At 56.8% G+C, this 19,108-nt stretch carries 15 protein-coding genes and 1 pseudogene; 9 read left to right on the forward strand and 7 right to left on the reverse strand.

Translation table 11 applies throughout. The features are described from left to right. Nucleotides 1–159 precede the first annotated feature (159 nt). A complete protein-coding gene (locus tag QE453_RS24040) occupies nucleotides 160–2,892 on the forward strand; it encodes a winged helix-turn-helix domain-containing protein (protein WP_309778439.1) in 2,733 nt (910 codons plus the stop codon). Between the two features lie 37 nt (nucleotides 2,893–2,929). On the opposite strand, the gene QE453_RS24045 is transcribed toward QE453_RS24040, so the two are convergent. Continuing rightward, the gene (locus tag QE453_RS24045) at nucleotides 2,930–3,817 is read right to left on the reverse strand and encodes an MBL fold metallo-hydrolase (RefSeq protein ID WP_162144067.1); all 888 of its coding nucleotides are present in this window, start codon (nucleotides 3,815–3,817) and stop codon (nucleotides 2,930–2,932) included. A 353-nt stretch (nucleotides 3,818–4,170) separates the two neighbouring features. Between QE453_RS24045 and QE453_RS24050 the strand changes: the two genes are divergently transcribed. The 6 genes from QE453_RS24050 to QE453_RS24075 all read left to right on the forward strand — a co-directional run bounded on the left by QE453_RS24050 (nucleotide 4,171) and on the right by QE453_RS24075 (nucleotide 10,180). Continuing rightward, entirely contained in the window at nucleotides 4,171–4,743 is a 573-nt protein-coding gene (locus QE453_RS24050) for a TetR/AcrR family transcriptional regulator (protein ID WP_113207739.1), read from the forward strand. Between the two features lie 323 nt (nucleotides 4,744–5,066). After that, complete coding sequence (locus QE453_RS24055; protein WP_404977912.1) at nucleotides 5,067–5,909, forward strand: alpha/beta fold hydrolase; 843 nt, start codon at nucleotides 5,067–5,069, stop codon at nucleotides 5,907–5,909. 140 nt (nucleotides 5,910–6,049) lie between these two features. Then, complete coding sequence (locus QE453_RS24060; protein WP_309778442.1) at nucleotides 6,050–6,232, forward strand: hypothetical protein; 183 nt, start codon at nucleotides 6,050–6,052, stop codon at nucleotides 6,230–6,232. A gap of 230 nt (nucleotides 6,233–6,462) precedes the next feature. Then, nucleotides 6,463–7,323 (forward strand): aldo/keto reductase, encoded by an 861-nt coding sequence (locus QE453_RS24065; protein ID WP_031233291.1) that lies wholly within the window; start codon nucleotides 6,463–6,465, stop codon nucleotides 7,321–7,323. Nucleotides 7,324–7,481: 158 nt separating this feature from the next. Then, complete coding sequence (locus QE453_RS24070; protein WP_309778444.1) at nucleotides 7,482–8,588, forward strand: HlyD family secretion protein; 1,107 nt, start codon at nucleotides 7,482–7,484, stop codon at nucleotides 8,586–8,588. 5 nt (nucleotides 8,589–8,593) lie between these two features. Continuing rightward, complete coding sequence (locus QE453_RS24075) at nucleotides 8,594–10,180, forward strand: MFS transporter (protein WP_309778446.1); 1,587 nt, start codon at nucleotides 8,594–8,596, stop codon at nucleotides 10,178–10,180. A gap of 423 nt (nucleotides 10,181–10,603) precedes the next feature. Here the strand turns inward: QE453_RS24075 and QE453_RS24080 are convergent, their stop codons facing one another. From QE453_RS24080 to QE453_RS24090, 3 genes are read right to left on the reverse strand one after another with little or no spacing between them, the layout of a single operon-like run. After that, nucleotides 10,604–11,869, reverse strand: a complete 1,266-nt coding sequence (locus tag QE453_RS24080; RefSeq protein WP_309778448.1) for a cytochrome c — start codon at nucleotides 11,867–11,869, stop codon at nucleotides 10,604–10,606. A gap of 8 nt (nucleotides 11,870–11,877) precedes the next feature. Continuing rightward, nucleotides 11,878–13,794 carry a cation:proton antiporter gene (locus tag QE453_RS24085; protein ID WP_309778450.1) on the reverse strand — a complete coding sequence of 639 codons (1,917 nt, stop codon included), beginning with the start codon at nucleotides 13,792–13,794 and terminating at the stop codon, nucleotides 11,878–11,880. Continuing rightward, nucleotides 13,794–14,411, reverse strand: coding sequence for an NAD(P)H-dependent oxidoreductase (locus QE453_RS24090; RefSeq protein WP_111797275.1), 618 nt, complete (start codon nucleotides 14,409–14,411; stop codon nucleotides 13,794–13,796). The genes QE453_RS24085 and QE453_RS24090 overlap by 1 nt, the downstream gene beginning before the upstream one ends. 262 nt (nucleotides 14,412–14,673) lie before the next feature. On the opposite strand from QE453_RS24090, the pseudogene QE453_RS24095 reads away from it, so the two are divergent. Together QE453_RS24095 and QE453_RS24100 are read left to right on the forward strand one after the other, a co-directional pair. Continuing rightward, nucleotides 14,674–15,065, forward strand: a pseudogene (locus QE453_RS24095) (DUF983 domain-containing protein). A gap of 72 nt (nucleotides 15,066–15,137) precedes the next feature. Next, nucleotides 15,138–17,861, forward strand: coding sequence for a winged helix-turn-helix domain-containing protein (locus QE453_RS24100; RefSeq protein WP_309778453.1), 2,724 nt, complete (start codon nucleotides 15,138–15,140; stop codon nucleotides 17,859–17,861). A gap of 293 nt (nucleotides 17,862–18,154) precedes the next feature. On the opposite strand, the gene QE453_RS24105 is transcribed toward QE453_RS24100, so the two are convergent. From QE453_RS24105 to QE453_RS24115, 3 genes are all read right to left on the reverse strand, one after another. Then, entirely contained in the window at nucleotides 18,155–18,427 is a 273-nt protein-coding gene (locus QE453_RS24105; RefSeq protein WP_309778455.1) for a hypothetical protein, read from the reverse strand. 169 nt (nucleotides 18,428–18,596) lie between these two features. Beyond that, nucleotides 18,597–18,788, reverse strand: a complete 192-nt coding sequence (locus QE453_RS24110) for a hypothetical protein (protein WP_309778457.1) — start codon at nucleotides 18,786–18,788, stop codon at nucleotides 18,597–18,599. Beyond that, nucleotides 18,754–19,038, reverse strand: a complete 285-nt coding sequence (locus QE453_RS24115; protein WP_309778725.1) for a hypothetical protein — start codon at nucleotides 19,036–19,038, stop codon at nucleotides 18,754–18,756. Before QE453_RS24115 ends, QE453_RS24110 begins: the two co-directional genes overlap by 35 nt. Nucleotides 19,039–19,108 lie beyond the last annotated feature (70 nt).

Consider the following 19,108-nt stretch of genomic DNA (forward strand, 5'->3'; position numbering starts at 1 on the left):
GTTGAACTATACCCATGGATAGTTGCGTAGGCGAATGATGCAGCCTTATTTTCGGTGCTGTCGGAACTGTTTAGGTTCCAGCAGTCTTGCTGAGGTACTTTACTAATTGATATCGTGCGAACGTTGGTACCTGCCCCGACGTTCCATCCCGAGGTGAATGTGACTATCTATCGGTTTGGCGAATTCGAACTGGATCCTGGCCAGCGCCGGTTGAGCAAGGGCGAGGCAGCTATACGCATCGGCGCGAGAGCTTTCGATGTGCTGACGTGTCTGCTCGAGAAGGCCGGAACAGTCGTCACGAAAGAAGAGATCATCAGGACCGTATGGCCGAGCACCTATGTCGACGAGGCTTCGTTGCGCGTCCATATGGTGGCACTTCGCAAGGCCATCTACGATGGTGAGCAAACGCTCTGTATCGAAAGCATACCGGGACTTGGATACAAGTTTGCCAAGCCAGTTTCCACGATCACCGATGATTCCTCTGCCAGCACAGCGCCTACGACACGCTATGGCCTGCCGGCAACGGTCGTGCGTTTGATCGGACGGGATGAGTTCATCGCACACAGTGTGGAATTGATGCGCTCGATGCGGCTGATGACGATCACGGGGCCAGGAGGCATCGGAAAGACCTCGGCAGCAATCGAAATTGCCCGCTCCCTCGCCACTGAGAACAAGAGCGTCGTCTTTCTCGACCTCGCGGCCCTCTCCAACGGGGAATTGATAGTCTCGCACCTGGCGTCGTCGCTTGGCCTAAGCGTCTTTTCGTCGGACCCCATGCCTGGCATCGTTCAAGCGTTGGGGAATTCGCGTACGGTCCTGGTGTTTGACAATTGCGAACACCTGATCGACAGCTGCGCCGACGTCATCGACAGGCTTCTTCAACTGACACCCTCCACCTCTGTAATCGCTACAAGCCGGGAGCCCTTGAGGATCGCTTCGGAGAAGGTCCGGCTCCTGCCTAGCCTGGAGGTTCCGAAGAAAGACGATCTGCCCTCGGCCTGTCACGACTTTTCCGCACTGGAACTCTTCAACGAACGTTTGATTTTCGCCACAGGCCAGAACGGGCTTACCGAAATGAAAGACATTTCGATTGCCGCCGATATTGTCCGCAGACTAGACGGAATCCCGCTGGCGATTGAACTAGCGGCATCACGTGTGGCAGGGCTTGGCCTTCAAAACACAGCCTCTTCCCTCAGTGATCCGATCAACACCCTCTGGCGCGGCCGCAGGACGGCCCCTCCCCGACAGCAGACTCTGAGGGCGACAATTGAGTGGAGCTACAATCTACTCACAACTGAGGAGCGACTTCTACTCAACTGCCTTTCGGTCTTCGCAGGACCGTTTACAGGCGATGCGGCTTGGTCGATAGCCAGGGATTTTCTCGATAGAGAGACGTTCTCGGACGCGCTTTCCGCCCTACGGTCGAAGTCGCTCGTATCGACATCCCGCGGCGACGGGCGCCTTCGTCTATTGGAAATGACCCGCGCCTTCGCTCGTAGGCAGCTTAACAGCGGCGAATTCGCGGAAGCGTGCGGCCTGTCACATGCTCGTTGGGTCGGCGCGGAATTGGAACACGCGAAAGCTGGATGGCGAAATCTCGATAAGTTCGAGTGGCTCCAAGCGCACGGCGACCTCATTAACGATATTCGCGCCGCGCTTGACTGGTGTTTCGACACAGGTCAGCGGAAGTTGTGCTTCGAGATCACGGCCGCGTCTCATATCCTCTGGACACAACTGGGCTTGATGAACGAGCAACTGAAGGTCGTCGAGCGGGCTATGGCACTGATGGAAACGACCGCCAACGTTGACCCTCTGATCGAGACTCAGCTTCGTTCGACGCTGGGCCTCGTGCTCTTCCATGTGAGAGGGTTACGTGCAGACCAACAAGCGCTGCGAGAATTCGAAAAGGCGGCTGAGATCGCGGAGACGATCGGCGACCACGTCGAGATCGTCAGGGCTCACAGTGGGAGATGCGCAATCATAACAACCCAGGGAAGATATGCGGAGGCGGCTGAGATCGCGCTTCAGCTGGAGTCCAAGTTCGGCAAGCTCGCGCATGGCGCCAGCAGCAGAATTCTTGCCATGAACACCCACTTCCTCGGGCAGCATGAGAAGACCCACCAGCTTTGCACTCTTGCCGTCGAAGCCACCCGCGGGCCGATCGGCCGCACGCTTACGAGCGGTGCGGGATTCGATCAAAAAACGGTCGCACTGATGTTGATGGCCAAAACTTCCTGGATCCAGGGATTCTCGCAGCGCGCGATTGCTCTCGCGGACGAAGCCATCGCCGAGGCTCTGAACCTGGACGATGCCATATCAATCTGCCTTGCGATATATGTTTCTGCGTTTCCTGTGTATTTCGGTCTGGGTGAATTTCAGGTTGCGCGACACCATCTCGCACTTCTTCGAGAACTGTCGACGAAACACTCGATGTTCAGGTCGCAGCTTTGGGCAGATGCCTTCGAGCTGCTGCTCCCGGAATCAAACGCCACGACAAGGCAGTTCGAAACCGCATTCGTTGGAGACACCAACGGGTCCCGGCTCGAGACGGTGATAACGCTTGCAGGAGAGCGCTGCGGAGCGTATCTGGTGGATTGGGCGCTCGCCGGGGAGGCCGGCTGGTGCCGTCCGGAACTCCTCAGGATAAAGGGCGATATCGTCCGTCACAGCGATCCCGCAATGGCACGCGACCTATATTCCCAAGCGTTCGCTGGCGCGATCATACAGAAGTCACCGCTCTGGCAACTTAGAGCCGCCAACAGCAACGCTGAATGGTTGCAGGATGACGAACGGTCGACTTCGAAGCGGATGATAGAGGCAGCGCTGAAAGCGTTCCCGGAGGCACCGCCCAGAATAGAGCTTCAAACCGCAGAGCGCTTGCTCGCCTTATAACAGCTGGCATTTCCGAATGAGGATCTAAGCGAGCGAGTTATGCATAGGTACCCTCGTCAAGACCGATGCATACAAAATCCTTGGCGCCGCGGGAAACGCAACATGCGCCGCGTCCTGCAAAGTGCGCGGGCAACAAAACACTCCCCCTGTCAGAGGCACGCTCAAGGACACATTTACGTGTATTCGTGGCCTGGTCGGCATCGAAGCAGAACGCGCTGCTCCATTCAGGGTAATAGACCTGAATCGGATGATGAAAAATGTCACCGCTGAAGAGCCCTTCCTGATCATCATCGCGGAGGGCGAAAAGAAGATGGCCAGGGGAATGACCGGGCGAATCTTCGGCAAAAAGGTTGTCCCCGATCTGAAAACCGCCGTCGACAAGCAGCTCCTGGCGACTTTCTACGATCGGAAGGATGCTGTCTTCATACAGTAGAGAACCCCAGGCTGCGAACGAACCGCTGCCCTCCGTTGAGAGGGCAGCGTAGTCGGTCTTCGACATCACGTATTTTGCGTTCGGGAACGTCGGGACCCAGCGCCCGCTTGAAAGGCGGGTGTTCCATCCGACGTGGTCGGCATGTAGGTGAGTACAGAGGACGTAGTCGATTTCTTCCGGGCGGACCCCGGTCGACGCAAACCGTTCCATGTAAGGGGTGTCCAGCATGTCGAACAAGGGAGCTCCACCTGGCCGCTGCTTATGGTTGCCCGTGCAGGTGTCGATGAGAATTTTGTGATGCTCCGTCTCTACGAGCCAGCTGTGGCATGACATCACCAACCTTCCGGTTCCCCGGTCAAGATAACGCGGCTCGAGCCAATCGAGGTGCGGAGCCACCGCTTCTGCAGACCAATCCGGGAGCAAGTCCCGTGGCATGAAAGCCGGCCCGCGATATTCCTCTATCCGTGTGATTTTAACTGAACCAATTTTCATTTCGAGGCCTCGTCGTGAACCAGACATCAAGCGAACAGGCCACCGCTAGGTGATATTGTACAATCGAGCACTTTTAAACAATCCGCGCGTATTTTCTGTGTTTGCGTATCCGATGCCGCCTGTGTAGCGTCTGTTCCTGCTGGCTCGAGGGCTTCGTCAAATTGGCAGGCGGCCTCCAATGTGCTGGCGACATTGACGAGAGGCCGGCAGCTTGAATGCAGTCATTGAGGTCGTAAGATTTTTGAATCTTAAGAAGGCAGCGGATCGTACCAGCCATCAGCGCCGACATTTCACCCCCCCAAACGCTGCAGTTTATGCCAATGATCCCTATTGATCAGGGAAAGGAGACACAAATGCGTCCAACGACGAAGGAGAGGCTCGTCAACGCTGGGGCAGATCGTTTCCGTGAACTGGGCTACTCAGCTTGCAGCGTACAGGAAATCGTTGATCAGGCGGGTGTCCCCAAAGGCAGTTTCTACAATCACTTTAAGACAAAGGAAGCTTTTGCAGTCGAGGTTGTCGCGAACTACGTCGCCTCGACACGTCGTGACATTCTGAAGGATTCTGGCACCACTCCCTTGAACCGGATCGCGCACCACTTCCGTCACCTGTTGGAAAGCCACGAAAAGGCGCAGTACAATCGGGGTTGCCTGATCGTCAATCTTACCGCGGAAACGTCCGATAGCATTCCATTGCTTCGCGAAACCCTGAACGCATCGCTGACGGATTGGATTGATTTGCTTTCCGAAACCATTCGGGAAGGCCAAACCGGCGGAGAAATTAAGAGCGACCTTGAACCGGCTAAATTCGCCCGATTCTTGATAGATGCCTACGAGGGAGCGGTATTGAGGATGAAGGTTAGCAACGCCAATAACCCGCTTGAAAACTTTTACTCGATTGCGATGTCCTTGCTGGCGGCGAGCTAAGGGGACGTACCGTTCGCGTTGCTCTTTAGTACGTGTTTCTTCGTTGGGAGTTCGAACTTCTCGTTCGCAACGGTTTCTCTGAAATCAGCCATGCGCAATGAAAGCTCTATGCGACGGGATATGACAATATCGCCGTGTCCGGTGCCCCTATTTTCACTCCATCAACTCTGACCGAGATGGAGTCTCCGGTGACAAACGATTTTAACCTGGCCCTTTCCCGTAGACAGACCCTCATGGCGGGCGTGGCCGCGTCGCTTGTAATGGCGGCACCCGGCCTTGCAGCACAGAAGCAATCCCAAACCACCCACAACGGAGAAGTTTCGATGACCGATGGTTTCGTAAAAACCAAAGACGGCGTGAATATCTACTATAAGGACTGGGGTCCCAAGGACGCCCAACCGATCGCTTTCCACCACGGCTGGCCGCTCTCGTCCGACGACTGGGATGCCCAGATGCTGTTCTTCCTGGCGCATGGCTATCGTGTGATTGCCCACGACCGTCGTGGTCACGGTCGCTCGAGCCAGGTCGCCGATGGCCATGACATCGACCACTACGCGGCTGACGCCGACGCGGTATACCAGCACCTCGATCTCAAGAACGCCGTCCATATCGGCCACTCGACGGGCGGTGGCGAGGTGGCACGATATGTCGCGAAATACGGCGAGCCTCAGGGCCGTGTCGCCAAAGCCGTTCTGGTGAGCGCCATCCCGCCATTAATGCTCAAGACCGCTTCTAATCCCGGTGGTTTGCCGATCGAAGTCTTCGATGGATTGCGCAACGCGCTGGCAGCGAACCGCGCCCAGTTCTTCCTCGATCTGCCGACCGGCCCGTTCTACGGCTTCAACCGTGACGGCGCGACCGTATTGCAGGGAGCGATCCAGAACTGGTGGCGTCAGGGAATGATGGGCGGAGCCAAGGCTCACTATGACGGCATCAAGGCCTTCTCCGAGACGAATCAGACCGAGGACCTGAAAAAGATCACCGTGCCGACGCTTGTCATGCATGGCGACGACGACCAGATCGTTCCGATCGACGACTCCGCCAAGCTCTCGGTTAAGCTCCTCAAGAATGGCACCCTCAAGGTCTACCCCGGTTATCCGCACGGAATGCTGACGACGCATGCCAACGTTATCAACCCCGACCTCTTGGCCTTCATCAAGGGTTGATGTTTCAGCCTACTGTCATCCCCGGCGGACGAGATGCGTCCGCCGCCCAAACACCAAAGTGTGCCCATGTATGGGCGTTTTCACTTGACCGCTCCCGTGCCCAGCGTCTCGCATCGCGCCCAGTCGCCCGAAGGTGCTCCATGCGATTTAAAAAATCCCGAGAGAACTTCGAATTCTTTATCGTCGCCGGTCTGTACGGCTTGAGCATCGTGTCGGTCGTCATGTACGTCGCCATCGATATCGCCCGTCATCAGGTTAAGGCGGACACATATGCCGCTCGCGCAGCAACACCCAGCGATGCTCTGATCGGCCACCGCCAATAGGGCCATTTGCTCGAGACTGAATTAGAAACGCCCCAGCCCCGTTGAGGCAATCACGGGCAGAGGCATTTCCACAGCAGACAGAATGCGGCCGTAAAAACGCGTCCACGCCGCCAGTCACGAATGAGCGCGATCGTACAATTCACAAATCTGCAGGCGCAATAATCTGATCATAGAGTTCGTTGTCGCCGTGTCATGGCGGCCACAGATTGCCGAACATCAAGGAGGCCAGCGTGTCCACGATTCCAACTGCCGATCACGGGATATTCAAGATCGGGAACTACGAAATTAACCGGCTTGGCTACGGTGCTATGCGGATCGCGGGCCCAGGCGTGTGGGGACCTCCCATGGATCGCGTCGGCGTCCTGGACACGCTGCGGCGGCTTCCGGAGCTCGGTGTCAATTTCGTGGATACCGCCGACTCCTACGGTCCCAACGTTTCCGAAGAACTTGTGAAGGAAGCGTTGCATCCGTATCCGGGAATGTTGGTCGCCACGAAGGCGGGCCTTACTCGCAGCGGCCCCGGCCAGTGGGGTCAAAACGGACGCCCGGAATACCTGGTAGCGCAAGCGCACGGAAGCTTGAAGAGGCTCGGAGTGGAGCGCATCGGTCTCTGGCAATTGCATCGGATCGATGCGCGCGTTCCCGCATCGGAACAGTTCGATACCATCAAAAAGCTGATTGACGCCGGCACCATCGAGAACGCGGGCCTGAGCGAAGTCTCGGTTGATCAGATCAAGCAAGCTTCGAAGTATTTCAAGGTTGCGACGGTGCAGAACCGCTACAACCTTATCGATCGCGAAAGCGAGGATGTGCTCGAATACTGCGAGCAGAACGGCATCGGCTTCATCCCTTGGTATCCGCTCGGATCGGGTGAGTTGACGCGCAGGGGGTCCGTCCTTGATGAAATCGCGCATGCGTATAACGCGTCTCCCACGCAAATTGCGCTTGCCTGGATGCTCAGGCGGAGTCCTGTCATTCTTCCCATCCCCGGAACATCCAATGTGCATCACCTTGAGGAAAACGTCGCCTCGCGTGACATCAGGCTCTCGGATCCAGACTACGAAACGCTGAACGGCATAGCTGCTGCGTAAAATATGGGACTATCGCGCGGGCCGGGCGCGCGCAGTGCCAGCAGAGGGTTTCACGAAGTGCAGCAGCCGTCCAGCGATGGCTGTAATTGCCATCAAGGCGGCGGGTAGGTTGCCGTCAATAAAACGAAGCTCCGATCACTCCGATGAACGCAACCTCCATGACCGATCAAATCGCAACGATAACGTCTGATGTTCGCAGCGCATCGCCCATCGAAAGCGGAAGGCCAGAATGGCCGAGCGTGATGGGGAGAGTGCTGCTCCCCGTCATCGCCGTCGGGATTGCATTGGCCGGAGTGTTTTACGCTGGGGGAAGTTGGAACGAGTGGACTTCCAGCGCCGCATACCAGACCACAAACGACGCCGCGATCGGCGCAGACGTCAGCTTTCTCAGTGCCAGGGTATCCGGCAACCTCGTCTCGGCTCATGTAGCCGACTATCAACGCGTCCGAAAAGGCGATCTCATCGCCGAGATCGATCCAAGGGAGTATGACGCGACTGCGTCGCTCGCCTCGGCGAATGTTTCCGCCGCCAAATCATCGCGTGCGAACCTCACGAACCAGGAAGCGTTGCAGCGAGCGGCAATCATCGCTGCAACGGCCCAACATGATTCCGCACTTGCGTCCGTCGAACAGACGAGGCTCGAATACGAGCGGCAACAGAACCTTGGTCAGGCGAGTACGGAACAACGGCTTCAACAGTCCCACGCAGCCTACCTTCAGGCGCATGCATCCGCGGAGTCGACGACTGCTGCTATCGAGCAGCAGAGAGCTCAGCTGGAAGTTCTGCGGGGGCAGGAAAGCCTTCTGGACGCACAGATCGCAGCACAATCGGCCTCCCTTGCCACAGCCGAGCTTCATCGCGAATTCACGCGTATCTATGCACCCTTTGACGGAACCGTAGGCAAAAAGTCCGTGCATGTCGGCGACTATTTGAGCGTTGGCGGCAACGTAGTCCCGATCGTTCCGAACGAAGTGTACGTAACCGCAAACTTCAAGGAAACACAGCTGGCGAATATGCGCATCGGACAGGCTGCCGAGGTGAAACTCGACACATATCCAGGCACCCTGTTACGGGGCAGGGTCGAGAGAATGTCACCAGCCAGCGGATCGACCTTTGCATTGCTCCCGCCGGACAACGCGACCGGAAACTACACTAAGGTGGTGCAGCGTATCCCGGTCAGGATCGCGATCAACGACGGGCAGCCCTTACGCGACAGACTGAGCCCAGGTCTGTCGGCGACTGTGACCGTCGACACGCGGGGATAACACCAGTGACGGAACTAGTGGACAAGTCCGTCCCGCAGCCGGCCGCGACGAAACGTCCTGTCTTCATAGTCGCTGCACTACTACTCGCTTCTTTCGTTGTGGGTTTCGATACCCGCGTTTTTACGGTGGGGCTTCCCGACCTACGCGGAGCCTTCGGCATGGGCTTCGATGAAGGTTCCTGGTTTTACACGGCGGCAAACGCACCCCAGATATTGATCGCGCCGGCTGTGGCCTGGCTGATCACGGTATACGGCGTGCGCAGGATCATGGTCCCCTCCAGCGTCGTGTATTCCCTTCTTTCTTTGGGCATTCCTGTGATTCACGATCATACGCTGCTCATAATCGCGCACATGGTGAGGGCGCTTCTTCTCGGTGTTTTTATTCCAGCGACACTGATGATCGTCTTTCGAAACCTCCAGCCCAAGCACTGGCTGATCGGCCTCGCGATCTATACTCTGCGAATTCCGCTCTCTCAGGGCCTCGGATTCGTTCTGGTCGGTTACTACGGCGAGGATTTCGGATGGCAGTGGCTCTACTGGCAAGATGTCCTGCTCGCGCCACTTATCGGCGTTTTCCTTGTATTGGGCGCGCCGAAGGAACCAATCGATCGGAAACGACTCCGGAAAGCCGATTGGGGTGGGATGCTCTTGCTTGGTGCTTCCATGGCGTTTCTCTACGTCGGGCTGGACCAGGGAAACAGGTTGGACTGGCTGGAATCCGGAACAATTGTCAGCGCTATGATCGCAGGTGGCTTTCTGTTCTTCGTCTTCCTGGTCAACGAGGCTGTTGTCGCCCAACCTTGGGCGCACGTCAGTGTCCAGCGCATACGCAACGTGTCACTGGGGCTTGCCGCGGTCACCATTTTTACATTTGCAAGCGCTACGGCTAGCAGTCTGATCCCTGGGATGATGCAAACAGTCACCGCCCTCCGACCATACCAGATCGGAGATCTGTTCATTTGGTACGCCGTGATCCCGTCGTTTTTCCTTGTTGCGATCGCTGGAGTTGCTCTCTACTTCATTGATGCTCGCATCGTACTCATCATCGGTATGTCCATCACGGGAGTCGCTGCAATGATGGGCACGGAGGTAACGTCGCAATGGTTTCCGGAGAGCTTTAGACCGATCTTGTTGCTCAGCACGGCAGGACAAGCGATGACGTATTTTGCCTCGTTCGTCTTCCTCGTCGGCAATTCGGACCCGAAGACTTCAACGGCTACGTCCGCGTACATTCAGGTCTGTCGATTGGGTAGCGCGGAACTCGCCTCGAGCTTCATCGCGACGCTTCTACGATTCCGAGAGCAATTTCATTCCAACGCCCTCGGAATACACCTGACAGATGGCTCTCCTCTTCTGCGTTACCAGTTGTCGGGACTGAGCCATCTGCTCGATCGCACGGGCAACGGAACCGCCAAAGCGCTCTCAACGGTTTCGGCTTCGGCTCGAACTCAAGCCACCGTCCTCGCGTACAGCGACAGCTTCTTCGCAGCATTCTGGTTTGCAGTTGCCGGATTGGTCGTGGTCGCCCTGATGACAGCCGCACCGAAAAGCCCCTTGAGTCCAAGGCTCTTCCGGACAATGCCTACCAATTGAATTCCGCCAAACGAGTTCAGGCGGTGGGCTGTCCTTGATTGCCAGATTTAGCAACTGAGTTGCTGTCGCCTATCGAACAACGGCTCTGTTGAACCGCAATCTTTTGCTACCTGAGTTCAAACCGCCACGGAAAAGGTGCGGAAAAGCTCCCTTCCGCAAATCCGGCCGCCACCTACCAAAGCGTAAGGATTGGCTGATGCTGGAAAACTGCTCTGCACTGTGGCACCAAGGGCAAGCCGGTGGATAAGGTTTTTCCACTTACAATAATATTGTAAAAGGTACGGCCTGATCGCGTGCAAGCCGTCTTCGATAAATGAGACCGGCTGCTGCCGACTGTACGGCCGCTCTTGCTCCCGGTTTTGAGCGGCCGAACCCGGGCGTAACATTACGCGCCATGTCACAGGCCTGGTGCGGCGAAAGATTTCACTCCCTCGCCGCTGCCACATCCTTCGCCGTTACGTTGCCGCTCTTTCCGCTTAGCCGCCCGATCACGTAGTTGGCGAGGGCAGCGACTTCCTCGTCGGAATAGATCGCATGGAAGGCTGGCATCGTCTGGCCTGGTAGGCGCGCCTCATTTGAAGAGCCCTGAAGGATCACCCTCACCAAGTTGCTGCCCTCGGGATCGTTCACAGCGTGCGAACCCTGAATTGATGCTCGGTCGTTTACGAGCCCGCCGCCGTCCTTTCCATGGCAGCTCGAACAAGCGCCTGCGAAGATCCGAGCGCCGAGTTCTCCGGGCGGCACTGCAGACGCATCTTGCCCGGATGGAACTACTCTCGTTTCGGAATCGGTTTTTACGGCCGGAACCGTTCGGAGATAGGAAACAATTGCGTCGATATCCGACGACGGGAGTTTGCTGAATGAAAGGTCAATCGCTTCCCGCATCGCGCCGCCGGCAGGGCCGTGGCCTTTCGCATGCCCAGTTGCGAGGAACGTCTTCAGATCCTCCTCGCTCCAGTTACCGACGCCGGTCTCGGGATCGCTTGTAATGTTCCACGCCTTCCATCCGTCTACCTCGCCACCCGACAGGGCTTGCCCTTGCTTTCTCTGGAACATGAGACCGCGAGGAGTGTGACACTCTCCGCAGTGCGCCAGGCCCTCGACGAGGTAGGCGCCGCGGTTCCACCGTTCATCCCTCGTAGGATCCTTTTCGAAGGGATGCGAGGGCATGAACAGGAGGTTCCAACCGCGCATCAGCCAGCGCTGGTTGAACGGAAATTCGAGCGTGTTCTCAGGCGCAGGCTCCGAGACCGCCGTGACGGTGTTTAGATAGGCGCGAATGGCGAGGATATCGTCGGTCGAAAGCAGGGCGTAGGATGCATAGGGAAACGCCGGATACAGGTTCTCGCCATGCTTGCCAACGCCCGATCTCACCGCACGGACGAATTCCGCATCGTTCCACGCGCCGATACCGTGTTCCTTGTCCGGAGTGATGTTGGACGAATAGATAGTTCCGAATGGAAGTGTGAACGGCAGCCCTCCAGCGAATGGTTTGCCACCTTTCGTGCTGTGACAAGCGGCACAGTCGCCAGCGATCGTTAGATATTCGCCGCGTGCGATAAGTTCCTGCCCAGATGGCTGTTTTGCGCTCGCAGCCACCTCGGGAAGTGAATGGGGATAGAAAAAGAACAGCCCGGCCCCAACTGCCCCCACCACTGCCAGGGAGACCAGACCCAACAGAATTTTCATGGAATATCTCATTGTCCGGCTCCTAAGGCTCGTTCGTCTATTTCAGTCTGTTGCGCGGCGAAGCTGCTTTCCAATTCCGGCGGGCTCCAACCACGCTGGACAAGTTCATCGTATTTTTCGCGCCGTCCGAGCATCGCCTCCTGGATAACGCGCCCGATATCATTGAAGCCCGCGACAAACAGCTCGTTGTCGGACACTCGCGTCGTTTCGTCGAGCAGCGTCCCCATTTGGGCAAGGCCCGCGAGATCCTGATGGACGAACACGCTCTTTCTCTTCTCAACCTCGTGGGGATGCATGCCCATTGTCCTGAGCGCGAGGCCCCCTGCCTCCACCGAGCTTCCGAAAAGCTCGCGGACAACGTGATCCGCGCCCGCGTCAACAACCTGGTAATGATGTAACCGATCATACGCCCGAGCGATAATTGTGATCCCAGGGTTCGCTCGGCGGGCCGCCTCGATAATATGTATCGTGCGGTCGGGGTCGTCGATCGCAACCACAAGCAGGTCCGCCTTGGCGACGCCAGCCGAATGAAGTAGATCAGGACGCCCCGCATCGCCAAAATATGATTTCACTCCGAATTTGCGAAGGTCATCGACAACGTCCGCACGGTAATCCAGGACAACGGGCACGAAACCGTTGGCCAGCAACATGCGATTCACGATCTGGCCAAAACGGCCTAGGCCCGCGATGATGACCTTTCCGCTGCCTGGCCTCTCGGGCTCTTTTGACGGTGTTTTTCTTCTCTCAATCCTTTCGGCGATATGGTCAAAGAGCATGAAAAGCCCAGGCGTGATTATCATTCCCAATGCTATGACAAGCACCCCGACGGATGCCGAGGTTTCGGTTATCAGCCCCGTGCTTTCGCCGAGCGAGAGTAGTACAAACCCGAATTCGCCCGCCTGTGCCAACCCCAGTGCGAAGAGCCATCCGGCAGCATCCCGCAATCTGAAGAGACGACCGAGCGGAAAAAGGATCGCGAATTTGATGATCACGAGCACCGCAGTTGCTTCAAACACGGCGTCCCAGTTGGCCACCATTACGGAAAGGTCGATCTTCGCGCCTATCGTCATAAAAAACAGGCCGAGAAGCAGACCTTTGAAAGGCTCGATATCGTTTTGAAGTTCGTGCTTGAATTCGCTATTCGCAAGAACAAGCCCGCCGAGAAAAGCGCCGAGCGCCGGAGACAATCCAACTAATGACATCAGCAGGGCAATCGCTACGACCACCAAAAGTGCGAACGCCGTGAAGATATCGCGAAGTCGGTCTCTAGCGATCGCGCGCATGATTGGACGTGAGAGATAGTGACCGCCGACAACTACCGCCGCCACCGCACCCAGCGTAAGAAGTGCCGCCGCCCACCCTGGAAGAGCGGAAAGCCAGCCAGCTCCGTGACCGGCCCCAGACACATGATCGCGGGAGGCCATCAGTGGAAGGCACGCGAGCATCGGGATGACCGCCAGGTCCTGGAATAGGAGAACGGCAAAACTCGCCTGGCCTCCGTCCGAATCCAGCATCCCTCTTTCCTCAAGGGTCTGCAATACGATCGCCGTCGATGAAAGAGCCGCTACAAAGCCAAACAGAACCGCCTGCTGCCATTCGATATGAAGGGAGATGCCGAGGACGGTGACCACCGCGACCGTCAAGACGACCTGCAAACCACCCAATCCAACGAGCTTTGCACGCAAGCGCCAGACCATCTTGGGATCGATTTCGAGGCCAATCAAGAAGAGCATCATCACGATGCCCAATTCCGAGAGCTCTTCAAGATAGCCGGCGTTGGCTTCCGAAAGCTGCAAAACCGGACTCATCAAAGCGCCGGCAACAATGTATCCAACAACGGAACCGAGACCGAGCCTGCGGGAGACGATGACGGCAAAGACCGAGGAGGCCAGATAGGCAAAAGCAGGCAAAAGCAAGCCGGACATCAGCTTATCTCCCGACGGTCAACGAACTCTGCAAGATCGCCGGCCGTAACCTCGTCCCGTCGCCCAAGCGCGCCGATGTCCAACGACGAGTCACGCAGACCCTCCAGGAGCATTGGATAGAACTCGACATGAATTTTCGCGGAGGGGGAATCGACATGGTTGGCCGCATGCAGCACGAATGGCGGAAGAAAGGTCATTCCGCACAGTTCAATCGTCTGTCGTAGCGGCAGGATAAACATAGAAAACGGATGCTTGTTTCCGCCCTCATACGAATAGTCTCGAACGCTGCCTCCCGTGGTTATGCAAGCGATCGCCAGCTTTCCGGCAAGTTTTTTCCCGTGTGGCCCGTGAGCAAAGCCGTACTCGAGAACCAGATCCTGCCATTGCTTCAGAAGAGCGGGCGTCGAGTACCAAAAGAGCGGGAACTGGAACACGATCACGTCGTGATCGATTAACCGCTTCTGCTCACGTTCGACGTCTATGTCGAACCGAGGGTATTCGGCGTAGATATCGACAAAGGTGACCCCCGCAACCTGCTGGGCGCGCCTCGCCATAGATAGATTGATACTGGTCGACCGTTGCGCTGGATGCGCAAACAGGACGAGAACTCGCGCCAAAGGTTTTTCCTCTTTTTTCGAAGCTGCTCGCGCGGTTCACGATTTGGAGGCGCGAATTATCCGGGCACAATGATAGTGGCTCGCAACATCAAATATTGGATGATCCGGTTTCGATAAGCGGAGTGGTGTGATCGGAGGATCGATTTTGACAATCTTCGCGGAGATGTGCGTGCTACGCGGGGACGCAGCGAAGGAGTGAATGACTGTCCCTTAGACTCTGGCAATTGTGACCTTTAGAGACATCTTGCGACGGGAAATCGTGATTACAAACTACTATCCACTTTGCCGCCAGTGAGCACGGGTCGACGCCAACGATGCCCGCGATGTTGGCAAGGCGCCACCTCTTCAAGGCTTCCTGACGGGGAGTTCGTGCGAAGTGTGTGGCCTTGATTACTCGTTTGCAGAACCGGCGGGCGCCCCGGCCTTCTTTGTCATTTGTCTTGCGTGTGTCCCAAGTCCACTTCTCGCGGTGTGGCCTCAGGTTTCGTGCGAAGTTTCGGTATGGACCCAAGTGTCCGTTACGGGCCATTCATTCTATTGATATGCATGCCGCCATCGAGGCCGTTGAAGAGATGGCTGATCTGCAGCCCGTATTTCTATAAGGCTCAAGAAGGAAAGCTTGCCGGGCTCGATGAGCTGGAGGCATGGGACTAATCCAGGTCTCGGTGTTTTTGAGATAAGACTGCATCGGAATTTCTGGAAGGGCACTTAACAATTGGGGATCCAATGACCGTTCTGCATTTCGAAGGTTTCGAACTGGACGTTCAAAATCGTAAGCTGACGGCGGGCGGCCAACCACTTAGACTTGGTGGCCGAGCATTCGATCTTCTTGCCGTGCTTACCCAACGTGCGGGTCAGGTGGTCAGCAAGGATGAGCTCCTGAGTGCGGTTTGGCCGACCAACGGGGTCGAAGAAGGTACGCTGCGTGTCTCGCTGGTTTCGCTGCGCAAATCTTTGGGAGAGCGCGCTCGTGGCTTCATAGATAACGTGCCCGGCAAGGGGTACGTTTTCGTGCCACCGGTTCGGATCGACGGCGCTGCGTCCGTCACGACGAAGTCCAGCATGTCCTCAGCAGACCTTCCGCGCCTCGCGAACAAGGTCATCGGCCGTGATGAGTTCGTCGAAACAACAACTGACCTTTTACAGCAATCGCGCATTATTACCATCACGGGCACAGGAGGCATCGGGAAGACGTCCGCTGCCATCGCCATCGCAGAACGCTTCTTAGGCCGAAGAAGAGTGTTGTTCATCGACCTCGCCTCCTTGTCCGAAAACGCCAGCCTGATGCCGTCGCTTGCCAGTCAACTCGGCCTGAGCGTCTACGGTTCGGAATTGCTCCAGGCTGTGGCGACAGAACTGCGAAAAATTCCGACACTTCTTGTTTTCGATAACTGTGAGCACGTCATTGATGCTGCAGCCGAAGCAGCAGAATCGATCCTTCTCGAAGTTCCGACGTCCACGATTCTCGCGACAAGCAGAGAGCCACTCAGGATACAGCTCGAGCGCGTCCGTCGCTTGCCCCCCCTAGCCGTCCCGCCAGAGGGCACAATCGCGGAGGACGCGCTAGGCTATGCGGCTTTGGACTTGTTTTACAGAATGGCTGGTCTCTTTAAAGACGAGCGGGACCTGAAACAACCCGAGATAATCGAATTGTCTGCCGACATTGTACGAAAATTGGAGGGTATCCCGCTTGCCATTGAACTTGCGGCTTCGAGAACCCTCGACCTAGACATCAGGGAGTTGCATCGCTCCGTGGCAAGACCGCTTGCAGTTCTTCGTCGCGGAAGGCGAAATGCCCCGGCAAGACAACAAACCTTGCAGTCGGCGCTCGACTGGAGCTTCCAAACGTTATCTCCGGTGGAAAAGGAGCTCCTGCTCCGTTTATCAACCTTTGCCGGACTTTTCAGCGCCGAGGACGCCCGCGCCGTCGCGGGCGACCATCTTTCCGATGACGAATTCTACGAAGCATTTGACGACCTCTTTCTCAAATCCCTCCTAAACGTCACTTCTGAGGGCGGAAGCTACAGGCTTCTCGTAACTACACGCCACTACGCCTCCGCGAAACTCGCATCATCGCCCCTCAAACGGGAGGCCCAACATGCACATGCCCGCCATTGCTCCGCGAGGTTGAAAAAGGCAGAGGCGGATTGGACTAAACTCGAAACAGACGAGTGGTTGCGGCTGCATGGTGCCCTCATCCACGATTTGCGCATCGCCCTCGCCTGGGCATTTTCCGCCGATGGCGACGATGCCCTCGGAATAGAGCTCACCGCCACCTCGAACATTATCTGGACGCAACTGGGATTTATGATCGAACAGTTGGTCGTGATCGAGACCGCGCTTGCCCGAGCGTCTGCCACGGAGGTACGTGATCCACGTCACGAGATGTATCTGCGGCTATCGCACGCAGGCACCATCTATCACATCAAAAGCTCCGAGCGAGATCCACAAGCCCTTGCCGAATACCACAGAGCAATCCGGATCGCTAAAGACCTCGACGATCATATGGGCATACTTCGCGCGAGCGGCGGCATAACCGCGATCCACACAATGAATGGGGACTACATTGATGCGATCAACGTTGCGCGACAGTTCGATGACCTTTGCGGTGAAAGACTGCCAAACGCCGTTAGCCGCATGCTCGCTCACAACCTTCATTACATAGGTGATTTCGAAGGTGCTATGCGACATGCCAACATAGCCCTCGACATGGCGAAAGTCGGCGTTCGGGGAACTTTGAATAATGGAGCAAGTTACGACCAAAGGATCAGCGCTCTTTCAACTGTTGTGAAGACCCTATGGGTCCAGGGTGAACTACGAGCGGCAATGCGGCAACTCGACACCGTTTTGGCCGAAGCAATTAACCTGGACCACGCGATCTCGACCTGCCTCTATCTTGCGGTCTCGGCCTGCCCCACCGCTTTTGGTATGAGGGAGGTCGGACCTGGTCGGAGCCTGCTCGGGCTCCTCATCGAAAAATCCGGCGATAATTCCCTACTCCGTTGGCAGGAATGGGCTTTCACGTTCGAGCAGGTTTCCATGGCCCTCGCATCTGATGACAAGGAGCGCTTCAACAAGGCGCTAGCAAACGTCGGGGGGGCGCGGTTTGAGAACTGCCTGATCGTAGGCGGCCACCTCGCAGACCGTACGGCCCTAGACCGGGCGCTATCGAAAAATGCCGGATGGTGTCGAGCAGAACTCTACCGCCTCAAGGGCCTGCTGCTCCTCGACGAAGACGTCGATGCCGCCCGGAAGCTTCTCATGGAAGGATATCTGATTTCCTCTCAACAAGGCGCAAGGTTCTGGGAGCTTCGCTGCGCAGCCAGTATAGTGAAGTGTACCCCAATGGAGGGTCTCAGCGCCGCAAAAAGCCGCCTTGCGCGAACGCTGGCAGGATTCGATGGAGAGCTTGCCACTGTGGACGTAGTGGAGGCAAGAGCGCTCCTCTAAGCTTTGCCACCCGGACCTGCCATATTTCTGCACGGCACCTTTATCACGGGAAACAGCGATCGACGCACGTCGCGCCTAGTTGAACATCATGGAACAAATGCGGAAATCGGCTCGCCGATCAGTCGCAAAGTCCCCTCGAAGCGAACTACGGAACGCCGCTTCCAGTCTGCTCCGTCAAGCGGTTGCCGGCATCGTTCGCGAAGTCGGGTCCAATGCGACTGATATCAACAGAAAGACTTGGTCCGTGTTCCAACCGCAGCTCTGCGTGACAGCCCCGGTCAGTTTAGCCGCAATTACAAGCTTTCGTAGACAAGTTTCGTGAAAAAGTCCGGCGTGACCTCAAACCTTCCCCATACGGCGTCAAACGCCGAGGTCGGCCGTTGAGCCTGCACCTCACCCAAACTCATGCCCTTGCTTTTACTCGCCGAGATCGACGCCCTGATGGCGACGAGCATTTTCATGTAAACCTTGGGTTCATAGCGGTTGCCGACGGGCTTGGCATGTCCCGATACGACGAGCGTGTCGGCATCGCAGATATCGACGTTCCACCGTGCAGCCTCGATCATGCCGTCAATGCTGCCTCCGGTAGACCTGTCGATGAACGGATAGATCCCGTTCCGGAAAGTGTCGCCCGTGTGAAGCACATTCGAATTCTGGAAAAATACCGAGAGATCACCATCCGTGTGCGCATTTCCGTAAAACCTGAGACTTACCCGGTCCCCGTTGATATCCAACTCATGTGTCTGCCACGACGACCGAAGGCAGAGCCGGGATCGAGGAAGGAGGAAAGTCGAAATTCCAGTCCTCGGCACGCTGTGCCGTACTCAAATGCTTGAGCGTCATTTCATGAGGGATGATCTTCGCACCCTCTCGGCCTAGCCAATCGTTGCCGTCAGCGTGGTCGAAGTGCCAATGTGTATTTACCACGGCAGCAACCTCGGGGGCTTCCCAAGTTAGTCAAGCTTTCCTTGATCTTGGCTTCCGATACGGCGATACCCGCATCAACGAGGAACATTCCGTCGTCGCCGAAGCTGGCAAGCATATTGCCGCCTGAGCCCTCAAGAACCGTAAGCCCGCCGCGGACGGTGTGAAGCGAAACAGGAGACGAGGCCGCATAATCCCTCATCGCATTCACAATCCCGCGCGCTTTCGCGTAGGCCTGTGCGGGTGTCAGCATCGGTCCGCCGCTGGCGCCGGAAGTCTCGGGGGCCACGCAGCAAAAGCAGAAGCCGCGATGGGAAAAGCGA

The sequence above is a fragment of the Agrobacterium sp. SORGH_AS_0440 genome, assembly GCF_031453135.1.
Classification (GTDB): domain Bacteria; phylum Pseudomonadota; class Alphaproteobacteria; order Rhizobiales; family Rhizobiaceae; genus Agrobacterium; species Agrobacterium pusense.